Source organism: Candidatus Fukatsuia endosymbiont of Tuberolachnus salignus (assembly GCF_964030845.1).
In the GTDB taxonomy this organism is placed as follows: domain Bacteria; phylum Pseudomonadota; class Gammaproteobacteria; order Enterobacterales; family Enterobacteriaceae; genus Fukatsuia; species Fukatsuia symbiotica.
On sequence record NZ_OZ034983.1, the window covers coordinates 2,071,690 to 2,090,470 of the forward strand.

Annotated in this window: 21 protein-coding genes and 1 pseudogene; 3 read left to right on the forward strand and 19 right to left on the reverse strand. The window is 48.9% G+C overall.

What is annotated here, in order from left to right; all coding sequences use genetic code 11:
* Window positions 1–9: 9 nt before the first annotated feature.
* Window positions 10–3,690, reverse strand: a complete 3,681-nt coding sequence (gene gpJ / locus AAHH42_RS10025) for a TipJ family phage tail tip protein (protein WP_342221031.1) — start codon at window positions 3,688–3,690, stop codon at window positions 10–12.
* A gap of 74 nt (window positions 3,691–3,764) precedes the next feature.
* Window positions 3,765–4,475, reverse strand: a complete 711-nt coding sequence (locus AAHH42_RS10030) for a winged helix-turn-helix domain-containing protein (protein ID WP_342222060.1) — start codon at window positions 4,473–4,475, stop codon at window positions 3,765–3,767.
* 243 nt (window positions 4,476–4,718) lie between these two features.
* On the opposite strand from AAHH42_RS10030, the gene AAHH42_RS10035 reads away from it, so the two are divergent.
* The gene (locus AAHH42_RS10035) at window positions 4,719–5,522 is read left to right on the forward strand and encodes a hypothetical protein (protein WP_342221032.1); all 804 of its coding nucleotides are present in this window, start codon (window positions 4,719–4,721) and stop codon (window positions 5,520–5,522) included.
* Window positions 5,523–5,692: 170 nt separating this feature from the next.
* Here the strand turns inward: AAHH42_RS10035 and AAHH42_RS10040 are convergent, their stop codons facing one another.
* The 6 genes and pseudogenes from AAHH42_RS10040 to AAHH42_RS10065 form a co-directional block, all read right to left on the reverse strand.
* Entirely contained in the window at window positions 5,693–6,271 is a 579-nt protein-coding gene (locus AAHH42_RS10040) for a tail assembly protein (RefSeq protein ID WP_072551114.1), read from the reverse strand.
* Between the two features lie 84 nt (window positions 6,272–6,355).
* Window positions 6,356–6,811, reverse strand: a complete 456-nt coding sequence (locus AAHH42_RS10045; protein WP_119797218.1) for a hypothetical protein — start codon at window positions 6,809–6,811, stop codon at window positions 6,356–6,358.
* A 604-nt stretch (window positions 6,812–7,415) separates the two neighbouring features.
* Window positions 7,416–8,399 carry a hypothetical protein gene (locus AAHH42_RS10050; RefSeq protein WP_342221033.1) on the reverse strand — a complete coding sequence of 328 codons (984 nt, stop codon included), beginning with the start codon at window positions 8,397–8,399 and terminating at the stop codon, window positions 7,416–7,418.
* A gap of 72 nt (window positions 8,400–8,471) precedes the next feature.
* A pseudogene (locus AAHH42_RS10055) lies at window positions 8,472–9,191 on the reverse strand (C40 family peptidase).
* Window positions 9,192–9,193: 2 nt separating this feature from the next.
* Window positions 9,194–9,946, reverse strand: a complete 753-nt coding sequence (locus tag AAHH42_RS10060; protein ID WP_342221034.1) for a phage minor tail protein L — start codon at window positions 9,944–9,946, stop codon at window positions 9,194–9,196.
* Window positions 9,947–9,976: 30 nt separating this feature from the next.
* On the reverse strand, window positions 9,977–10,318 hold the full coding sequence (locus tag AAHH42_RS10065) for a phage tail protein (RefSeq protein ID WP_342221035.1): 342 nt from the start codon (window positions 10,316–10,318) through the stop codon (window positions 9,977–9,979).
* 269 nt (window positions 10,319–10,587) lie between these two features.
* On the opposite strand from AAHH42_RS10065, the gene AAHH42_RS10070 reads away from it, so the two are divergent.
* Window positions 10,588–11,076, forward strand: coding sequence for a hypothetical protein (locus AAHH42_RS10070; RefSeq protein ID WP_342221036.1), 489 nt, complete (start codon window positions 10,588–10,590; stop codon window positions 11,074–11,076).
* Between the two features lie 165 nt (window positions 11,077–11,241).
* On the opposite strand, the gene AAHH42_RS10075 is transcribed toward AAHH42_RS10070, so the two are convergent.
* The 4 genes from AAHH42_RS10075 to AAHH42_RS10090 form a co-directional block, all read right to left on the reverse strand.
* Window positions 11,242–11,508 (reverse strand): hypothetical protein, encoded by a 267-nt coding sequence (locus tag AAHH42_RS10075; protein WP_342221037.1) that lies wholly within the window; start codon window positions 11,506–11,508, stop codon window positions 11,242–11,244.
* A 28-nt stretch (window positions 11,509–11,536) separates the two neighbouring features.
* Complete coding sequence (locus AAHH42_RS10080; protein ID WP_342221038.1) at window positions 11,537–12,511, reverse strand: IS110 family transposase; 975 nt, start codon at window positions 12,509–12,511, stop codon at window positions 11,537–11,539.
* A 206-nt stretch (window positions 12,512–12,717) separates the two neighbouring features.
* Window positions 12,718–15,501, reverse strand: coding sequence for a phage tail tape measure protein (locus AAHH42_RS10085; RefSeq protein WP_342221039.1), 2,784 nt, complete (start codon window positions 15,499–15,501; stop codon window positions 12,718–12,720).
* Window positions 15,498–15,716, reverse strand: a complete 219-nt coding sequence (locus AAHH42_RS10090) for a DUF1799 domain-containing protein (protein ID WP_342222061.1) — start codon at window positions 15,714–15,716, stop codon at window positions 15,498–15,500. Before AAHH42_RS10090 ends, AAHH42_RS10085 begins: the two co-directional genes overlap by 4 nt.
* On the opposite strand from AAHH42_RS10090, the gene AAHH42_RS10095 reads away from it, so the two are divergent.
* Window positions 15,649–15,789, forward strand: coding sequence for a hypothetical protein (locus AAHH42_RS10095; protein WP_342221040.1), 141 nt, complete (start codon window positions 15,649–15,651; stop codon window positions 15,787–15,789). The two genes, AAHH42_RS10090 and AAHH42_RS10095, sit on opposite strands and share 68 nt — an antisense overlap.
* 19 nt (window positions 15,790–15,808) lie before the next feature.
* On the opposite strand, the gene AAHH42_RS10100 is transcribed toward AAHH42_RS10095, so the two are convergent.
* From AAHH42_RS10100 to AAHH42_RS10130, 7 genes are all read right to left on the reverse strand, one after another.
* Window positions 15,809–16,120, reverse strand: a complete 312-nt coding sequence (locus tag AAHH42_RS10100; RefSeq protein ID WP_072551181.1) for a phage tail assembly chaperone — start codon at window positions 16,118–16,120, stop codon at window positions 15,809–15,811.
* Between the two features lie 9 nt (window positions 16,121–16,129).
* The gene (locus AAHH42_RS10105; RefSeq protein ID WP_342221041.1) at window positions 16,130–16,792 is read right to left on the reverse strand and encodes a phage tail protein; all 663 of its coding nucleotides are present in this window, start codon (window positions 16,790–16,792) and stop codon (window positions 16,130–16,132) included.
* A gap of 101 nt (window positions 16,793–16,893) precedes the next feature.
* Window positions 16,894–17,301, reverse strand: a complete 408-nt coding sequence (locus AAHH42_RS10110) for a phage tail terminator-like protein (protein WP_342221042.1) — start codon at window positions 17,299–17,301, stop codon at window positions 16,894–16,896.
* Window positions 17,298–17,753 carry a hypothetical protein gene (locus AAHH42_RS10115; protein WP_342221043.1) on the reverse strand — a complete coding sequence of 152 codons (456 nt, stop codon included), beginning with the start codon at window positions 17,751–17,753 and terminating at the stop codon, window positions 17,298–17,300. Before AAHH42_RS10115 ends, AAHH42_RS10110 begins: the two co-directional genes overlap by 4 nt.
* Before the next feature lies 1 nt (window position 17,754).
* On the reverse strand, window positions 17,755–18,105 hold the full coding sequence (locus AAHH42_RS10120) for a hypothetical protein (protein ID WP_342221044.1): 351 nt from the start codon (window positions 18,103–18,105) through the stop codon (window positions 17,755–17,757).
* Between the two features lie 4 nt (window positions 18,106–18,109).
* Window positions 18,110–18,589, reverse strand: a complete 480-nt coding sequence (locus tag AAHH42_RS10125; protein WP_342221045.1) for a DnaT-like ssDNA-binding protein — start codon at window positions 18,587–18,589, stop codon at window positions 18,110–18,112.
* A 1-nt stretch (window position 18,590) separates the two neighbouring features.
* Complete coding sequence (locus AAHH42_RS10130; RefSeq protein ID WP_342221046.1) at window positions 18,591–18,761, reverse strand: hypothetical protein; 171 nt, start codon at window positions 18,759–18,761, stop codon at window positions 18,591–18,593.
* Between the last annotated feature and the right edge of the window lie 20 nt (window positions 18,762–18,781).

Genomic DNA, 18,781 nt, shown 5'->3' on the forward strand with positions numbered 1-18,781 from the left:
CTTTTCTCCCTAATAGCAACACTCTTCGTGGTGAGGCTGTTTTTTTATATAAAACAAAGGGAATATTACAGATTGGCTATCGGGAATGCTGCCTTTTTTTGTTTTAAAAAAATTAGGAGACATGTCCAGAATATCCCCTTCTATTTTATCCGCAGACACCGTCCCTTTAAACCAGCCATCGGTGGCATATATTGTCCCTCTGAAGGTAGCATCGTTAAACTCGGCGTTGCCGGCTTTCTCTATTTTCCATCCTGAACGGCCTGCTGCCCAGTTGGTCGACTGGAGAGGTCCACCAATTTTTGTATTAGTGATGGCGGCCTCTTTTATTTTAGCCGTGTCAATGGTCGCATCTTGAATAAAGCCCTCACGTATAAAGACCTGATTATTTTTTACCGCAAAGGGCGAGAACTTTTTGCCATTTTGCCCACTTAATAAAATAAAATTATCGGCATTAAAACCTATCTGTGATTTTACACTCCCGTTACGGGTTTCCACGCCGACCACCATGCCCGCATCATAATATTTGCCCTGGTGATGAATGCCCGCTTTTATGCTGTACAGGGCGTTACCGCCTGATGAGGTAAATTGTGTTGTGGCTTTGGTTTCAATGGCAGCGTCGTTGTCACGGAATCGCGCGGCAATCATGTTTTGATATTCCGCTAACGCCTGGGTCGCCGTGGTTTGAGCGCGTTTGACCCGGCTTATCGCCGTTTCATTTTTGCCGAATCGGGCACTTATCCGGTTTTGATAGTCGGCCAGGGCCTGGGTCGCCGTGGCGTGCGCCGTGTGGATGTCGGTTATTAACGCGTCATTTTTATCAAAGCGGGCAGTGATATCCAGGCGGTAAAGGCTGAACGCCTGCTGCGCATCGGATTGAGCCTGTCTGAGTGCCAGCATATCCGCGTTAGCACGGTCAAATTGCGTGTCCATCTCCTCTTTGTAGGTGACAAATGCGGTATCCAGATGCGTGGCGGTCTTTTGCACGTCTTGTGTTTGTAATTGGCTTATTTTGAAGCGGGATTTAAGTCCCTGGTTATACCGTTGCAATGTTTTGTCTTGTCGCTCTAGTCGTTCATTCACCTGCAGCAGCGTTTCTTCTACCCGGTCTTTGACCTCCTTTTGGAGTGTGATACGACTGTGTTCCTGTTTTCTTTCATTGGCTTGGCTGGTTTTTATGAGGGTATCGAGTTGAGAGGTGAGTCTTTTACCGGCCTGCGTGGTCATGATGTCATCACGAATGTGATCGAGCACAATATCTGCATCGTCACTCGATGTCCCCTGGACCCACGGTGTCCAGGCACCTTGATTGCCCAGTCGATCGACCAGACGGGCACGAAAGTAAAAGGTTTTCCCCGCAGCCAGACCCTGCATCGTGTAATGACGCTGCGGGTAGGCAATGTCAATCAGTGGCTTCTGATGGGCGTCATGAGCAAAACGGCTGCATTCCACCTCGGTTTTTAAGGTATCTTCAGCGCCCGCAGGAAAGGCCCAATTGAGTGTGATGCCAAACACAATTGGCGTGGTGGTCAAGCTAACCGGTTGGGGTGGCGGGTTTGCTTTCCCCTGGAGAGGGATTTCTGGCGTCGTGACCCACAGGCTAGCCATGCCTGCTGCGTTAATGGCCCTCACCCGTGCTTGATACTGTCCCGCAGTGCTGTTGGGGACCTCAAAGCCGCAAGTCAATACCCGCAGTAGCGGCGTCCAGTTGCCCTTGTCCCGCCGCCATTGTGCGTCGTAAGCGGTCGCACCGCTGGCTGCCTGCCAATTAACCTGTAAAGTGGTGACGGCTAAACCTTGAGCAATCACCGCATGGCTGGTCAACGTGATGTGTGTCGGAGGGGGTTGAAGGGTCAACGGAATCACACTGATAGGCCGCTCGTCGAGGCGCGTGCCGCTGTCGATACGTTCATATTTATCAGGGTCATGTTGGACAGCATTAATGCGATAAGTGTTGTCGTTATTGTCCTCGATACGGGTCACCCGGTAGTGCTGAAGGGCTACGTCATCGGCCTCCGCCGACCAAATCGCCTCCGGTTGCGGCGTTTCACTGTAAGCCACACTGACGGTGATAAGTTGACCGTTAACCGCGTGGACGGTGCGTGCTTGGGCGGACCCACGGGGTAAGTTGACGATAAGTCGATCGCCGGGTTTGACGTCAGCGGGTCTATCTAAGGTAATGTCGCAGCCTGCGGCTTGATTGATGCGCCCCCCGATTTTTCTTCCTGATAACATTTCATCGGCAACCGCAATGATGTGCCCTGGTAACGGAATCGCGCCATCTAAGCCAACATCAAAGGTCACCAAGCGGTCTTTGGCATTGGTGAGCAGCGCCCAACGACCACGCCGGTGGGCTTCTGTCTGACGGATACAACCGATTGCCGTGGTACTCAGTTGATTGATGCCATAGCGTCGCACCAAGGCTTCATCCGAGACCGCTTCAAGGGTATCCTGATAGCCGTTAGCCGGGTCGCTCCAGCTGACCATTGCCGTACTGTAGCGGCTTTTTTCTGAGCTGCTGGCGTAGGAAAAACGTCCCTCAATGACATTGGCGCGGGTGTACAGGTAATCTCGGTCACGGGGCATGTCGGCCAGGGCACAGAGTTGATTATTCGCCCAGTAGGTCATGCCGCGGAATATCGCCGCCAAATCCCGCAGTACGATAAAGGCTTCAGCCTGGGATTGGATATACACATCACACAGAAAGCGCGGTTCGGTCCCGTTACCCCCTTTGCCATCGGGGACGAATTGGTCACAGTATTGCGCGATGCGATACAGCTCCCATTTATCCACCTGTGCAGCGGTTAAGCGATGGCCGAGGCCAAAGCGCTCGGCAAGCAAAATATCATAGAACACCCAGGCCGGATTATTGCTGTACGCCCATTTGAAAGTGCCATCCCACGTGCCCTTATACGTCCTCGTTGCGGGGCCGTAGGTCGTGGGCACCCGTATTATCCGCATCTTGGGCTCACAGGCAATCACGGGAATGTGCTGAAACTGGCTGGCATCAAATTCGATATACAGCAGAGCGGTGTTGGGATAACGCAACTTGGCATCAATGATTTCGGCCAATGCCTCAATGTGCATGTTATCGGCGAGTCGGTTACTGGTGCTGTTCGGTGTCAGACGACGGACACGGAGTTGCCAACCGGTTTTCGCGTCAGGCAAGTTAATACGGTGTGAACGCTGATACCCTGTACTGGTTTTGCCCTCCACTGCGGTCTTGAGGACAGTATGGTAAGCCCCGCCATCGGTCGCCATCTCTATCTCATACTCAACGCGAGTGCCGTTAACATCGCCGTTATCAGTCTGACGTTGCAGCGCCGGCCAGCTAAATCGAATACGCAGCGCAGATAACTGGGTGTTGCTGATAGCCCGCACCCACGGGGTGTCGGCCTTTAACTCGGTGTTGACCGTAACTTCATTTTCAACGTTCGGCATCCCGGGAATGTAGTCTTGCGATGGGGTGCCGGGGCGGTAGTCCCAGGTGACACCGGTAAAATTAGCGCTGCCGTCTGCATTATTAAGCGGGGTGCCATCCAAATAAATACGGGTGCCGTCTAATTCGCTCGCAAATTCCCCTTCACCCAGGGCCAATAATATTTTAGCTTTGGCGGTAGAATGCAGGCTGTCCGGGGATTCTGTGGGCGTAGGTGGCCGCTGGCTACCGCCTTTGTTTCCTGTGATGACCATAGTTTACCCATAAAAAAAGATCGCCTTGGCGACCTGGATTGTGTTCGCTGTTCTGGTATTATACCCAAGTGAAATCAAGATGCAGGATTTAGCGCCTGGAAATTATCGTTTAAGCGAGATACCAGAGAACTTGCCATTTGTGGTAGCTTCACTTCAAAGAAGTTTAAGATATCGTTCTTAAAACTCTGTTTAGATGGGTAATATCTATTGTTTCGTGTTTGCTCATTCATCACCTTCCACAATCGCTCTATCGGGTTTAGATTCGGGCTATACGGCGGAAGGTAATGAAGCTGGATATTCAACGTAAGCGCGGCGTCTTTCAATTCGCTGTAGGTCTTTATAAATTGCTGCTGTTTCTCAACGGCAAATTTATGCGGAACACCTTTCGGCTTTTTATAGCTAAAGCCATGCTGCTTCAACCCTTTATACAGACCTGATACGGTAAAGGTGATGTTCCAGCGTCCAGCGATATAGGCCACAATTTGGTGATTGTGGTGGTAGAGCGGCTGGGTGAGATGTTCAACCAGCGACGTGGTCTGTTCCGCATTGAGATAGCCATCGGAGCCGCCATTTTCAGGCTTGAGCTTGTTGAGTTTATGATAGTCTGTAAGGTGGCGCCGCACCGTGGTTTCATTAATGAGCTGTGAGTGAGCAATCATAGGGGGAGTCCAGCCGTCTGCGGACAACAAAACACACCGGATCCTGTCACAGACACGGCGGTCATGGCTTTGACGATGTTGGGCTTCGAGGGTAATTTTCTGGTCAGCAGTCAGCTCTATTTTCATGGCTATGAGCATGATCCTTATCGACTTCAAAATCAAGCATCTTCATTGATCACGGGTATATAACTTTTAGTAAGGCTGACCGGCTTCAGCCGGTGGGTTCCGTTCAAAAATCCCTGTCCTTTGTCTTTAATATTCTCTTACATTAGGGGTCTTGTTTTCGTTAGAATTAAATAATAAATTAGCTAATAATTAATTTCGCGTTGTATTTAGAAATCATTTTCATCTGAATAAGGATAAAAACTAATGTTCTCTCACGTTCATGGTGCTTTAGCATTATATCCATCCCCCCCCCTCCTCACTACTGGAGAAGCAGATAAACCAGAAGTATCAGAGAAATATCAGAAGTCATGCAATAAATTCATAAATGAAGCGGAAGATCCAGAACAACGACGCATACGTGAAATGGTAGTAGGTGATCTTATAGTTTGTAAGCAACGAGGGGGAGAGCTTCATGTCCGTCTTGAAGGCCTTGGACTGACAGGAGTACCACCTATCCCATTAGAAACAGTGTCTTTAGATCTCAGTAATAATCCTCTAAGCCTTAGTCCAAAAGCATTGGCTGATTTAGCAACGTTACATAATCTAACGAAGTTGGATATATCTAATACCGGCCTGACCGACCAGTTCTTATCCTCCCTCACTACTATGTTAATGCACAAGAATATACAAGAACTGAATATCTCCCATAACAAAGAATTAGGGCAGAAGGACGACGCTGTACAACACTTTAGCATGATTATAGGGCACTGTAGTCGCAACCCAACACTGCCTCTCACTCCCATGGTAACAGTACGTACCAAGGGGACCCCATTAAGCGAAAAATTGATCAAAAAATATGGGGATTCAGAAAAAATCCACGATCAATTCTTCCCGAATGGTGTTGATGTTATTACCGGCGAAATAGATCATTCTACCTTAACAGGGCGGATAAAACGCTACTTCCATCAACAACTCATCCGAGTTGAAAGGGGAAGAAATCCCTATGACCGGTGGGAACCCGTTATCAAGACTGCCACAAACCCTTTTTGGACAAATCTGGAATCTTGATGATAACGTTCTGTGCGGTCCTCAGTGGTTAAGAAGACTGGGTCAGCATCGAAGATTTTGCTCATGTTAATAAAAGCTGGCTACCGCCTTTGTTTCCTGTGATGACCATAATTTATCCATAAAAAAAGATCGCCTTGGCGACCTGGATTGTGTTCTCTGTTTGTTTGTTTTTACATCTGGTCTTCCGCGTAAATGCCCGCAGAAATCACCGCGCCACCGATACGCCGTTTGCCGTAGCCGATCGGCACCGGATTGCCTTGCGCAGTGGAATTGACGGGGCCGCCAAAGGCGTAGCTCGGCTTGTTATCAGGGTCCTCACGGCGTGATAACCCGCTTTGTTGTGGTGACAGCATCTGGATAACCCCGCCGACCATCATGGAAATGCCCACAGGGGCTAAGAATTGAGCGCCGGGGATAAATGACGCCGCCACTAACATCGCACCGATAATGGTTTGAAACAAGCCGCCCCGTTTGCTGCCGATAATCACCGGGGCAATGCGAATATCCTGGCTGCCGTGGGCGCTGGCTAATTCCTCTTTGCCAATATTACGCTGGCCGTTAAATACTGCAAAGGTCAGGCCTTGTGCTTGACTGCGTAACATAAATTGCTCAAACCCAGGCAGGATAACCGACAGCGCTTTGATCGCTTCTCTCGGCGTCTCTACCGCGAGTTGATGTACACGGCCAAACAGGTGCCCGAGTTTTCCGTACAGGCGGATTGTTCGTAACGGTTGGTGGAATCCTGCCATGGTATTGGCTCCCGAAAAATAAAAAAGGCTGCAGGGGCAGCCCTTGTTCAGAGTTAATGTGATATTAATCCTGAGGTTTTGAGTTTATTCTTTTTTAGGTTTTTGCCAGTTAGAAACAGTGCTTGATTTTAGATTTAATTTCTTGCGAACAAACTTTTGAGTTGATGTTGGATAAGGCTCTATGAGGTCGACAAATTTTTCTTGTATTTTTTTGTTAAATGAACACCTAGGTGTATTACAGAGACCAGTTTCGGTACTAACCGGATGAATAACGTTATCTTTATGGCTCGCCTGTAATTTTTGTATTTTTTTTATTTGAGCTCGCATAAATGGATCATTCAAAGGAGAGCTAGCCTTCCTATTAGAAACCCTAACTAGTGAGCTTGCTTTTTCATCGAAGGAATTTGGAGAATCAGAAGGTTTTATACGTTTTGCTGATTGATGAGTACGATCATCTACAGGTCTTTTTTTGGAAGCTCTAAGCTCATTTCTACCAGTTAAACTCTCGCTTTCAGCTCTCACTAGAGGATTGGCTGGCATATCCTCAACATTACGACTTTTTCTCAATCCCCCTAAATAGCCACCTTGCTTTGTAATACTAAGCGGGAATGAAATCGGGTATAAGGGTCTAGCGTACGGCAGGTACAATAAAATGTTAATCTCTCTTAATTGTATGGATTATCAACAATAATGCCCTGTTTGATCATATTATGTACAATAGAATTACGTAATAAAATATAACGAATGTTACAGAACCCTCAGCGAGAACACTTGAATATCAGGTAGGGAGACGCTGTTTACTCTGTCTTACTTGCCACGATAGGTAAAGCTGGTTTGTTAACTTTAAAAGCCGCATAAGTTTCACTGTCAAAGAGTGACAATGATTCAATTTGTTCCACAGGCAAAACACGCGGGTATTGATATAGCGGCACGATTTAATTTTAATTGGCATACAAATATGAGCCACTCTGTAGATTTAATCCTCAATGTATCCGTTAAGAAATCAAAATTAAATCTTACAGCTATATCAAGGTAATCGTATCTAAATCCCATTGACGACACCATATAGCAGGCGCCATGTAACGTGATCTCTTTTGTTAATAAATATTATTTAATATCAATATGTTATTGCTGATTTTTATAATCAACTTATACGGCCCCTGCTATATGATAGAACGTGTTCAAAAAAATGAACGTGACGAGCTGCCCCCGCGTTTTTCCTAGAAACGTTCGTCTGCAAAGTAGTATTGTTACCTACATGAATTAACCAACTAAACCATCGCTGAACAGTATTTATTACATCTCCCTCGATCAGATAATGTCTTATCTTCGCTGTCCCTTTTTTAGCGTGGTCTAGAGTCCCCAATTTCCTGCACACTTCTTTCTGAGTAGCCGTACCCCATTTTGCGCTACAAAAACATTCTGCTTTTATTGGTTTTCCCTCTGTATAGTTCATCACCGCAGCATAAGCAGCTTCTCCACCTCCTTTAGAATGGCCTGACGTCGATACATTGAAACCTTCATATCGAGGATCCGTATTCAAGATATTGATAAGCCTTCCTGTTAAGATTGCTGCTTGACAATAGCTTCTAGGCATTTTGTTGTCTATTGCGTTGGTTATGTTGTTTATCCATTGTTGTGAGGTGCTCACCGCATTGCCCCAAGAGCGTGTTAAAATTTCTCCAGCAGTTTCACCACTACTGGAACCACCAAAAACAACGCGTATTTCTTTATCATTTTTGTTATAAAACACATAAGCAACCAATCCTGAACTTTTATCCATTAACATGCCGTTAGCAGCGTTAAACGTTAGTTCCTTTGTAGCCAAACTGTTGGCAAGTTCTTTTTGCAGTGTCCAGTTTGGACCATAATCTTTTAAGTCTCCCTCACTTCTCATATAGGAATAATTAGCCAAAGCGACATTTGCAATCAATTCGCCCAATTCGCCCTCCTGTAATTGAAAATTGCTTGTCGATACAACCGTTAGACCAGGCGGTGTTAAGTTTATATTTTGATTACCAATACTCTCAATATTCCTTAGGCTAGCAGGAAGACGAGGAAGAAGTTGATTAGTTGAGGTATTGCCGGGGGGCTGGGGTTGAAAAGAACAACTAGGTGATTGATGCATTTTAATCTCTTTTAATTCAATATGATATAAGATATGATAATATCCAATCTAGCATACTACATGCAATATAATTCACGCTAAATGATGTTGCAGTGTCCGATGCCTCACCACTTTCACCGTACGCTCTTGCCAATACCCGCCGTAAGGCACGCGCTGGCTGGGTTTACCATACAGATGATGCAGTAACATGCCGTCTGCCAGCAAAATTCCCGCATGATTGGCGACCGGTGCGGATACCTGCATCATCACTACATCACCTGGCTGGTATTCTCCGCTAAATTCACGAAATCCACATTGATACCAATTATCCAGATACCTGTTTTCCTGACCTGATTCCCACCAAGGGTGATCTACCCGATAATCATGCAATTCAATGCCATGCGTCTGGCGAAAATAAGACAGTATCAACCCCCAACAGTCGGTATGCCCAAGGACAAATTCACGCCCTACCAGTGGTAGCTCACCCCGTGGCTGAATGGTGCGCACATCGCCTTCGGGCCAACTGACGATATGCCAGGGCAGTTCGGTATGGTCACATTGTGCTCTGTCCAGCTCCTAGGGTTGACTCGTGGCATCGGGATGACTGTGCACGATCGCCATGACGGTGCCCCAATTTTCGGCCTCCATGTAACCCTGAGGATCGAGATAAAACTGTTCTGTTGGTTTAGCGGCTAAATTGCGGCAAGGAAAATAACGTTCTCGCCGTGATTGCTGTGCGATGACACCACAACACTCAAAAGGATAAGCGGCAGCAGCATGAGCCAGCATCGCCTGTAGCGTTTTTTTACGCATCCTCACCTCTTGATCAGCGCGGAGCCTGGAAACCCGCCAAAAGGTAACGGATTATGTCTGCCGAAACGGTTTTTACATTCCACTAACCGGCCAGTGCATCTGTCCTGGGTCAGATCATCGGTGGGATCACCCTGCTCATCAAAATACTGGCTACCCGCATAATCACAGCCGCTGCCGCTGCGGTAGTCACCACGCATCGCCCAGGTGCACAGCGAATGAATTTGCCGTGTAGGAATTAACAACCCTTGCAAATCCGCCGGGCTGGAGAGGGTAAACTCAACCATCTCGCTGGTTTCCATGGATTTACTGTCAATGGTGTAGACCTGGACTTTTTCTTGTGTCGGATCGTCTTCAGGATTGCCTTGTGGAAAATTACGCGCATCCAGATAATGTTTGAAGGTGTCGTGAATAATCACCTTGGCTTGTACCATGTCGTCAAATTTCAGGCACAGCGCAGTGATGCTGCCATCGAGGTTGGCAACGGTTAATCTGGGCTGTGCTTGTTGTCCATCACTGGCGGTTTCCAGTCCTTCTATCTGTACCGGCCAGGGAGCATATTCCTTACCTTGCCACCAGATGGATTTTGCGTTGAGCTTGGTTTCATCAGCTGCAGCGGTGGTCAGTTCTTCCGGTGTATGGGCTAAGGTATCCGCGTGGAAGCGTAAAATAGTTGCCTGGAACGCCGTGCCATCGACTTCGAACAGACGAATGCGATTGCCTGGCAACAGACGTTGCAGGTCAATGTGGGTTGTCATGGTGTTACTCGCTAGTGGGGTTATGTGCTACTAAGGCTGGAAGGTTTGCTCAAAGGTAAAGCTGATGGACAGGATATTGCCACCCAAGGGGGTGACTCTGATGGAATCTGCTGCCACACGGTACAGACCCAGCACCCCATAGGGTGGCGTCCATAAGCAAGGCTGTGTACAGTGTTGGCGAATAAAGGTGAGCAATGGCAGCATGTTTTTTTCAGTGCCCTGAAAAGTCAGAGGCCATGACTGGCTTTCGGGGTTGATACCGTCGCCTGCGACCTGTTTATAGCCATCACCGAACTGCGCCACCCTGACGCGATGTAAAAAGCTGCCTTCCGGTGTACCTTGAGTACGCCAACTGAATGTTTTAATTGCCATGATTCAATAAATTGCCTCGTGACCTTATTTGTGTCAAGGCATGTCAATATTAGCGTTGTGTATCTATAGGGCAATCGCGCTATGTTTTATAACCATATGATTATTAACTAATTTTAAAATTGCGTAGCGAGCGTACTATTTTTTAATTACTTGATTTTTAAAATAAAAATAACATAGCGCAATCGTCCTGTGTGTCTAACTAATAGATGCTTTTATGTTTATCATTGATTATAATAATTATTATATAACTAATTATTGAGAGAAAAAATATGGCATCTACCCTTGGTGCAAATGCATCGTCATATACTGGGAGTCTTGGTACATTTGAACTATTAGATTTTGGGTCTGTTGGGGTTGTTGGGTCTCCTCAGAGGAGTGGTGCTCCCTCTCCCTCGAGCCTGAGAAATATTGCGTCAGAACCTGCCATGAATAAAAAGTCAGCTTCATTCTCTAAGCTGAAGATATTTATAAGAAAAATAACGCATGTTGGAAAGGCTTTGTGTATAGGTTTCGTTGAGGGTGTAAAGATCCTCCCCCATGCACTGGCGCTTGTTGCAGCTGGGGCTAGTCTGGGATTCATGATTGGAGCGGGAGTAGTGCCTGTGCCTGGTGGCGCGATCGCCGGAGCTGCTATCGGGGCCGCCGTTACAGCTGTTCCTGCAGGTATCTGTGTCATCGGTGCAGCTGCTGATGCATATAACAAATATAAAGATGAATACAGAAAAGCGAACGAACCGCTTCCTCCCCTTGTTCGCTAATATAGCAGGCGCCATGTAACGTGATCACTTTTGTTAATAAATATTAATTAATATCAATATGTTATTTCTGATTTTCATAATCAACTTATACGGCCCCTGCTATACAAAATGCCCTCATATTACCTAAAAAATGTTCTCTTGATTATTAGGCAATGGGTTATTTGATCACCCCCGCCCCTGCACAGCCAGCCATAAGGGCGTACCGGGCTTACTGAGCTGTTCACTGATAGTCGACGTAATCGCCGTTTTGATTTGTTTTCGCAGAGCGGCGCTATCCTGTGTGCTTGGGCTGGATTGCTGTCCCATCCCTTGATTCAAAATATTAATATCCCCCACGTTGATTGCTACCGCTGTAGCTTTCCCTTGCCTCCCCAATGAAGGGGGGGCACGGTGATTTTGTTTGGCGATGACTGACCGGGCCCCCTTCCGCATAACCGCGCATCAGATACCGTCTTGCCCATCATGATGCAAGTGCTATTTTTGTATCGAATGGGATGCCTGATTTCAGCACACCATACGCCAGTTGGAGTAATTTGCGCATTGCTGCACAGACGCCCATTTTACCCCCTTTATGGCGTGATACGAGTCGTTGCCACTGTGCTTTCACTATCGGATTACAAGAAAGGGCAGCCAGAGCGGGCATATACAACGCTTTCCTGAGCTCGGTATGACCCCGTTTTGATAGGCGGCTCCGTCCTTTAAATAAACCTGATTCACAAAGTTTTGGGTTAAGCCCGGCATAGGCCACCACTGCCTTACTGTTAGTGAATTTTGACACATTACCCACATACGCCAGCAAACTGGCACTTAGTATTTCACCGATACCAGGAATACTCTCCAGCAACGCTTTATTTTTCTTTAAGTCAGGATCGTTATCGATATGGTTTTTTATTTTTTCTTTGGTGGCCTGGATTTGTTGTTTAAGTGCAGAAATGATTTCAAGCAGTGAGGATTGAACGACATCGTCAGCCACTGATTGCCGATTTTCTTGCATTTGCCTCATTTCCTCTAAACTCTTTAGATGGCGTACTAGCGCGGTTAATTGACGTTCGCTCAAGGGAGGAGGAGTCCAGAGGACAGGTGTATGCAGTGCGCAGTAGCGCACTATCATTTTTGCATCCCCCTGATCCGTCTTGTTCCGACTCAGTTCACTCTCACCAAAGGCATGAATACGTGATGGGTTTTCTAGGCTGACGTCAATGCCATTATCAACTAAGAACATAGCCAGTGGAACACTGTAACTCCCTGTGGCTTCGAGACAAATATGACAATCCCCGTAAGGGATAAGCCATTTCAGTAGTTGGCTAAATCCAGAGGGGGTATTCGGGAATGCTTTTGTTTTATACTTTTTTCTCTCTACCCACACTGCAACATCGAATTTTAATTTGGCAACATCAATACCCACTGCGGTCTTGTCCATGGCTGATTCTCCCATGAAAAACAGATAATTAAATGATCGCCCCGACCTTCCTTATAAATACGTGCTCTTAGCACAAGATACCGTTCGGTCTTACAGGCGACGATAAATATGTCACCGGGGTTTTATCTGACTGCACAAGCTTTAAGCCTAAGGGCGCAAACAAACTCTCCGGTGACATCCCAATGATCAGTTGGGGATCATCAACCTTTGAAAGTTAATAATCAAGATATAAGGGCATAAAGATTATCGACGCCAATACGCTCGGTGGCGTCTTTAGTCATCACAAATTCGCCTTTGTGGACGATACCCGCAGGCTGGTATTTGTCGCCTTCCCCGGTGTAGCCACCGCTCGCATGGCTGGGCACGGTGCTTTGCCAGCGGGTGTTCATGCCCATTACACCGGTTCCCATGGCGCTGTGACTGGTTGCATTTACAGGGTTCGTGGTAAACGACCCCCCTATCCAGCCCATGGCTGCCTGTATTGCTTGAGCAATCAGTAATCGATTAATGATATCGACGATATTTGTCAAAAATGCCGTGGCAAAGCTTTTCAGATTCGCCTGACCGGTGGTGGTCAATTCGGTCATCATCGAGGACAGGTTGCCCAGGGTGGTGCTAGCCAGTGTTTGCGTCGCAGCGAAGACATGATGGGCGGTTTCACCGTATTCGGTTATTCCTTGTTTCATGCCCGCGAGCCAGTTTCCTTCGTTTCGCTTTTCCTGATGAAAACCCGCCTGTAACGTGTGTTTTGCTCTGAGATAGGCGGCGGTGATTTTTTCTAATTGTTCGGCATCGGTGATGCCTTCTTTTTGTTTCTGATAGGTATTATCCAGCTGAAAGGTCTGGTCAACGCACCTGGCCTGTTTATCGGTGAGGCCAAACCTGGCCTGCTGCTGAGCGTTACGACGGGCAAGAGACTGGCTGGTGTCTTCCATCTGTTTGAGTGCGGCGAGTGCTTTTTGCCGCTGACTATTCTCACGGGATAGCTGAGCTTCCAGTTGCAGGCTGGCATTGATTTCTTTGGCACGAGCTAGTAGCGATTGTTGGTCAGCAGTCAATAACGATTTGGTTTTTAAATCCGCTATCTGCTGCGTGAATCTCACCTGCTGCTTTTCCTGCTCGCTCATCGAGGTGGTGAGCGTGGCTTGTTCACGTAACATCGCGACCCGCTGGCGGCTTTCCAGTAAGGCGCGGGTAGCGGCATCATCACGGTAGACTGCGGCTGGACGGCCTGTTGCCTGGCGGATAGGGGGTGATTTTTTGCGCTTCTCGTCGGGAAATCGTGCTTCGATAGCCGCACGGATACGCGCTTGTTCCTGCGGGCTGAATCGGGTAGCAATCTCGTTAAATTTTTTCAGCTCTTTGCTGCGCTGCTGGGCTTGGTTGGCATAGCGTTCACGCCAGTGGTCTTGGCGTTGCAGCGACGCTTTTTCGATGGCTTCGGCCTGGCGCTCGGCGGTTTGGCGGGCAGCTGCAAGGTCTGCCTGAAATTTCTTCTCCGTTAGCAGTGCTTTTTGCTGTTCTAGCCCCTGAATCATCGTGCGGTTAAAGTAACCTTTTTTGAGGTCATTTAACTGAGCATCCACCCGAACGATTTGATTGCTCAGGCTTTGCTCTCTGCCGATATCCAGCATCGCATTCCAGGCGCTTTTGGCGGTGTTTTTCAGGCTGTACCAGGCTTTTTCCATCGTACCCAGATTGGCGACGATGTCATCCGCCCGGGTTTTCAGGGCATTGGCATAGGCCTCCATCGCCAGGCGTGCTGCACCTAGAGTATTGCCCGCACGTTCCAGCGCGGCTATCTGTTCATACTCGGAAGCCGTCAGAAAATGTAATTGCTTGTCTAATGCTTTGACCGCAGTAAGCGGTTCCTCCTGTAAGCGGGTAAAATGTTTGACGGTGTCATCGACGGATTGCCCCGTTGCCGCGGCCATTTTGGCGGCCGCCACGCTGACCTGTTCAATTTGTGTGCTGTCAAACGCGCCGCTGCCCACCACCTGTGCCAGAGCTGCCGATAACGCCGATTGGGTTAACCCGTCACCGGAGAGTCGTTTAGCCAACTGTTGTAATTGAGTGGCGGTTTTGCCCGCATACTGGCCGGTCAAAATCAGCTGCTTATTGAAGGTGCTGCTTTCTTGTGCACCCCGGTAGTAGGCCAGTCCGACGCTTGCCAGCGCGGTCGCGGCGCCCCCGAGCAGGATTTTGGTCGGTGTCAGCCACTGTCCCATGGCTTTGAGTGCATTGGCGATGCCACCAAAGCTGTCCCGGATTTGTCCTCCTTGCTGAATGGCAATCAGGTACAGCGGCATCCCCCCGGCAATCGAGGTCGCAATGTCGGTAAACTGCATCGGCAATTGACGTAATGCCATCCGGTATTGACCCGCCGATATCGTGCCTTTTTTCCAGCTGTTTTCTTGTTCCCTGAGTGTGGCAATGAAAGGTGCAGCCTGTTGGGTGACGCCCAATTGTGCGGCTTTGTAGGCCAAAATCTCCGCAGTGGTTTTCCCCTGACATTCACTTTGTTCACGCAGTTTAGCAATAAAGGCGTTTTTTGCCTGAGCGGCGACTTTGTCTGCAGCGGCTTGCGCCGCCGCGGCACGACCTTCAGCGGTTCTCGCTTGGGCAGCTTGAGCGAGTTCATCACGCGCCTGATGAATTGCCCGGGCGGCTTGGTCAAAGGTGTCCTTGTCAAGGAACGGCAAGTTTTTATACCGCCTGAGCTGCGCTTCCCTCTCATCAAGCTTGCCAAAGGCCGCGGTGACCGGATGAATTTTACCCAATAAGCGGTGCAGCTCATCACGCTGTTGTTGCAGGCTAAGATTGGCCTGGGTTGTTTGATGGCCGAACGCATTGAGCGTACGGGTAGCCGGTGTAAACGATGAATTGAAATCCTCGGCTCGGGTGGCAGTACGCGCCGCCGTGTCGCCAAAGTGTTCGAGTGCCCTGTCCCCTTTTTCCAGGTTTGAGGTGTCGACACGTAGCGAAATCGTTGCAATCTCTGTCATGTTGAATGCCTCTTGTGAATAAGGGACAAGGCGATACTTTTCAGGGTGCGGATATCGTCAAAAACGGTTGCGCGGGGTTCTACGCCTAGTAGAGTCATCACGTGGAGTAGGCAGCCATAATCCAGGCCAGTCGGACCCGCCATCCCCGTGCGCCATTGGGTCGACATCGCCCGCATGACGAGGAAAGACGGCCAGATGTCAGGCCAGACTTCAATGCACTGTGCGTTAAAATCCTCAGGGCGTAAGCCTGCGCTGGCTAATTCTTCCGCACAAGGCGCTGGGGTGTAGAGCGCCGTCGCAACCGCCCTCAGTTTTTTTCGCGTTGACCCAAGAGCTCACGGTAAAAGGTGTGAATGATGGCTTCAATGGCTTGGGGATAGTTATTCGCCAATTTGGTCAAATTGTCACGATTTAACTCATCGGGCAGCGCCCAGGCGGCGGTAATGTGTTCAACAAAATCCAATCCCGTTTGGTTTTTGCGTTTTTCCCGCTCCGCCATCTCGTTGAGTGGCACATGTTTGAAGGTAAAGGTCACGATACCGGCCTCCAGGCCCGCGCGTGGAATAGCCACATCGGCTTTAAAGCGTGGCTGGGGTTGTAAGGTAAATTCAATCGACATGGGGTATCCTTAGGCGGGTTCTTTGTAAAACGTCATCGCGGGACTCTGCAGATTCAGGACCAGCGAGACGGTTTCAACGGCATTGACTTCGGTATGGGGGACGTCGTTAAAGGCCACCGTGGCTGACCAGTAGCGTTTTTCTTTCGGGCCCGGGACGAACATCGAGAAGGCGACGATTGCTTGACCCTGATCGACGGCCCGTAATAGCGGATAAATCGCCAAAGCAGGATCATGTCCCAAGGTATAGGTCAAGGTGCGCGGGGCTTTCACGGTGTTAACATTACGTTGCACTGTATCCGATAAAAATTGCAGGCTGACCGTTTGTTGCTCGCCACCAGAACTGGACACCTCTTTGATTTGCGGAATTTCTGTCCAAGTTTTTATTTTGCGGATGCTGCCCATTCCACCACCGGCAACAAATTGCGTGGTCTGGCGGGTGTCGATATTTTCCAAGGTGATGCTGGTTGCCGTCGCCGCCGACACGCGAGCAACCCGTTCATTGAGTCCCGTCCAGCCGGAAGAAATGTGAACAAGGTCATCCTTTTTAATTTTATCGTTGCCGACTACTGTGAGCATCGCATGGGCAGCATTCGTGATAGCCGTAAACGGTAGCGCGGTTTCGTAGTCTGAGGCCAGGTAAACCTGGGCACCATTCGGTAAGGCAAAGCCCATAAGCTGTCTCCGAGTGTTAAGATAATAAGATGATGTTTAGAAATAAAGTAATAACGAAATAATTGTTGAGGTCAGTTGATCAAAATAATGCCGTTTGCCAATCAGATCACATACGCCCGATAGCGCATACTGAGGGGTAGACTGTAGGTGTGACAGTGGGTGATACCCGTAAATACTGTAGGGACACTGATGATAGCACAGCGGATAATGCCATCGGTTAAAAGGGTGCCCAAATCAAACAGACTGATGAGGTCATCAGCGATAGCCTGTACCTGAGCCTGGCCGCTGCCCGTCGGGGCACAGAGGGTAATTTGATAGACCCCGTGATAAACCCGTGAAACTTGCGCCAAATCCAGGCATTCCGTGGTCGCAGGCAAGAGATGCGATTGCAAATACAAGCCGCCGGTGTCGCTAAACTGCACGTTTTGACTGGCGACGGGAAACCCTTTTTGTGCTGCCCAGGCGCCCAAATGGTGTTCAAGTAGCGCTATGACACGCCCCGTGCTCATTTTTTAACCTCTTTAACCGCCTGGTTAAACAGCGTCTGAAATTCTTCCGCTGTCACCCTAATCATACCGTTGGGGGCCTGTTTCGAGTGACCGAATTCTAACCGATAAGCATAGGGCACGGTGTTGCTGAAATAAATGGCCTGAGTTCCCTGATTAAACTGCGTTAATCGCTGTATTCCCTCAGTGAGCGTCAGATTGCCACGGGGGTCAATGCATCCGGTTTCCGTTTCTGCGGGCGCATCAAAGGTCACCTGCCAGTTGCCGCGAAATCGACCACCGGTATAGCCTGGTGGCGCTTTGCCTTGCCAGGTGTCCGCGTTACCCACTGGTGACATCGTCACCAATCTTGCCAATATTTTCATGCCCAGCACCTGGGGGAGTGCCTGATGCGCCTGTTTACTCTGGTTGACAAAGGCAGTCATGGAGGCCATAAAGCGTTTGTTATCCTCCATATTAGGCCCTCAGTTGCAATTGGTAACACAGCAGCAGCGTAGCGGGTTTCACGGGCGTGACCTGTATCACCCGATAGGCTGTGCCTTCGATAAGAAGGCGATCGCCCTGACGAATTTCCGTTTCAGCTGTCGCCATCATTTTACTGTCACCCTGTTGGATAAGCGTGCCCTCTGTTTCACCCTTGGTGTAATGAGTAATGACGCCCGTCAACCTGTGATTCTCCCGCGGAACAGCGACTTCAACGCCTTTGATGACCTGCACACCCCCGCCTCGCTGTAGGGTATAAGGGGCGCCATTGTCACGCAATACACGGTCGGCAGTACGGCGTAAGCCTGCATAATTGATCGCCATGTCATCACCCCCTGACGAGCTGACTCTGTCTGCTGCTGATGAGAAGGCCGCGCAGTAAGCCAGGCAACCAGCTAAAATGAGGTGACGAAGCAGAACCCGACGCATAGGTCACACTGACAGCTCCAGCAATACTTTCCTGAACCACTTCCTTGCCACCCGAAAACGAAGGCGTCAAATCGATAGCCTGTGCCGTCAACGCCAGACGGCATTGCACCTGAAGGAGTTGTGATGGAATAATATTTTCGGGTAATAAATAGCCATCGAAGATAACCCCTGAGCGCGGCCAGGCCAGGGGCTGAGAGGCGGTGGTACGTTTGCCTTGCCAGTTCAGTCCTGCTAGGTAATCCATGGCTTTTATCAACAAGCTTTCACAGGCAGCGTCCTCCGTGGGAAGCGGATCGCCTCGTTTACTCGCCAGCTGTCGTAAATCGGCGACACTGGCATAACTTTCCCTCTCGGGGGAGCTGATATCCGTGATGAGCATGTTATTTTTCCTGTTCACTGTGTTGCCATCCTTCATTCAGCCAGCGTGTGACTTCATCGGAATGCACATTAGCGGTTATTGGATCATCAGGGTGACGTGGGAGCGGGTGTATCATTGGGATTAAAGTTGAAGGTGGTTGGGTGACGACAGTGTCTTTTTTGCTTTTGGTCATGCTGTTTTCCTAACATAAAG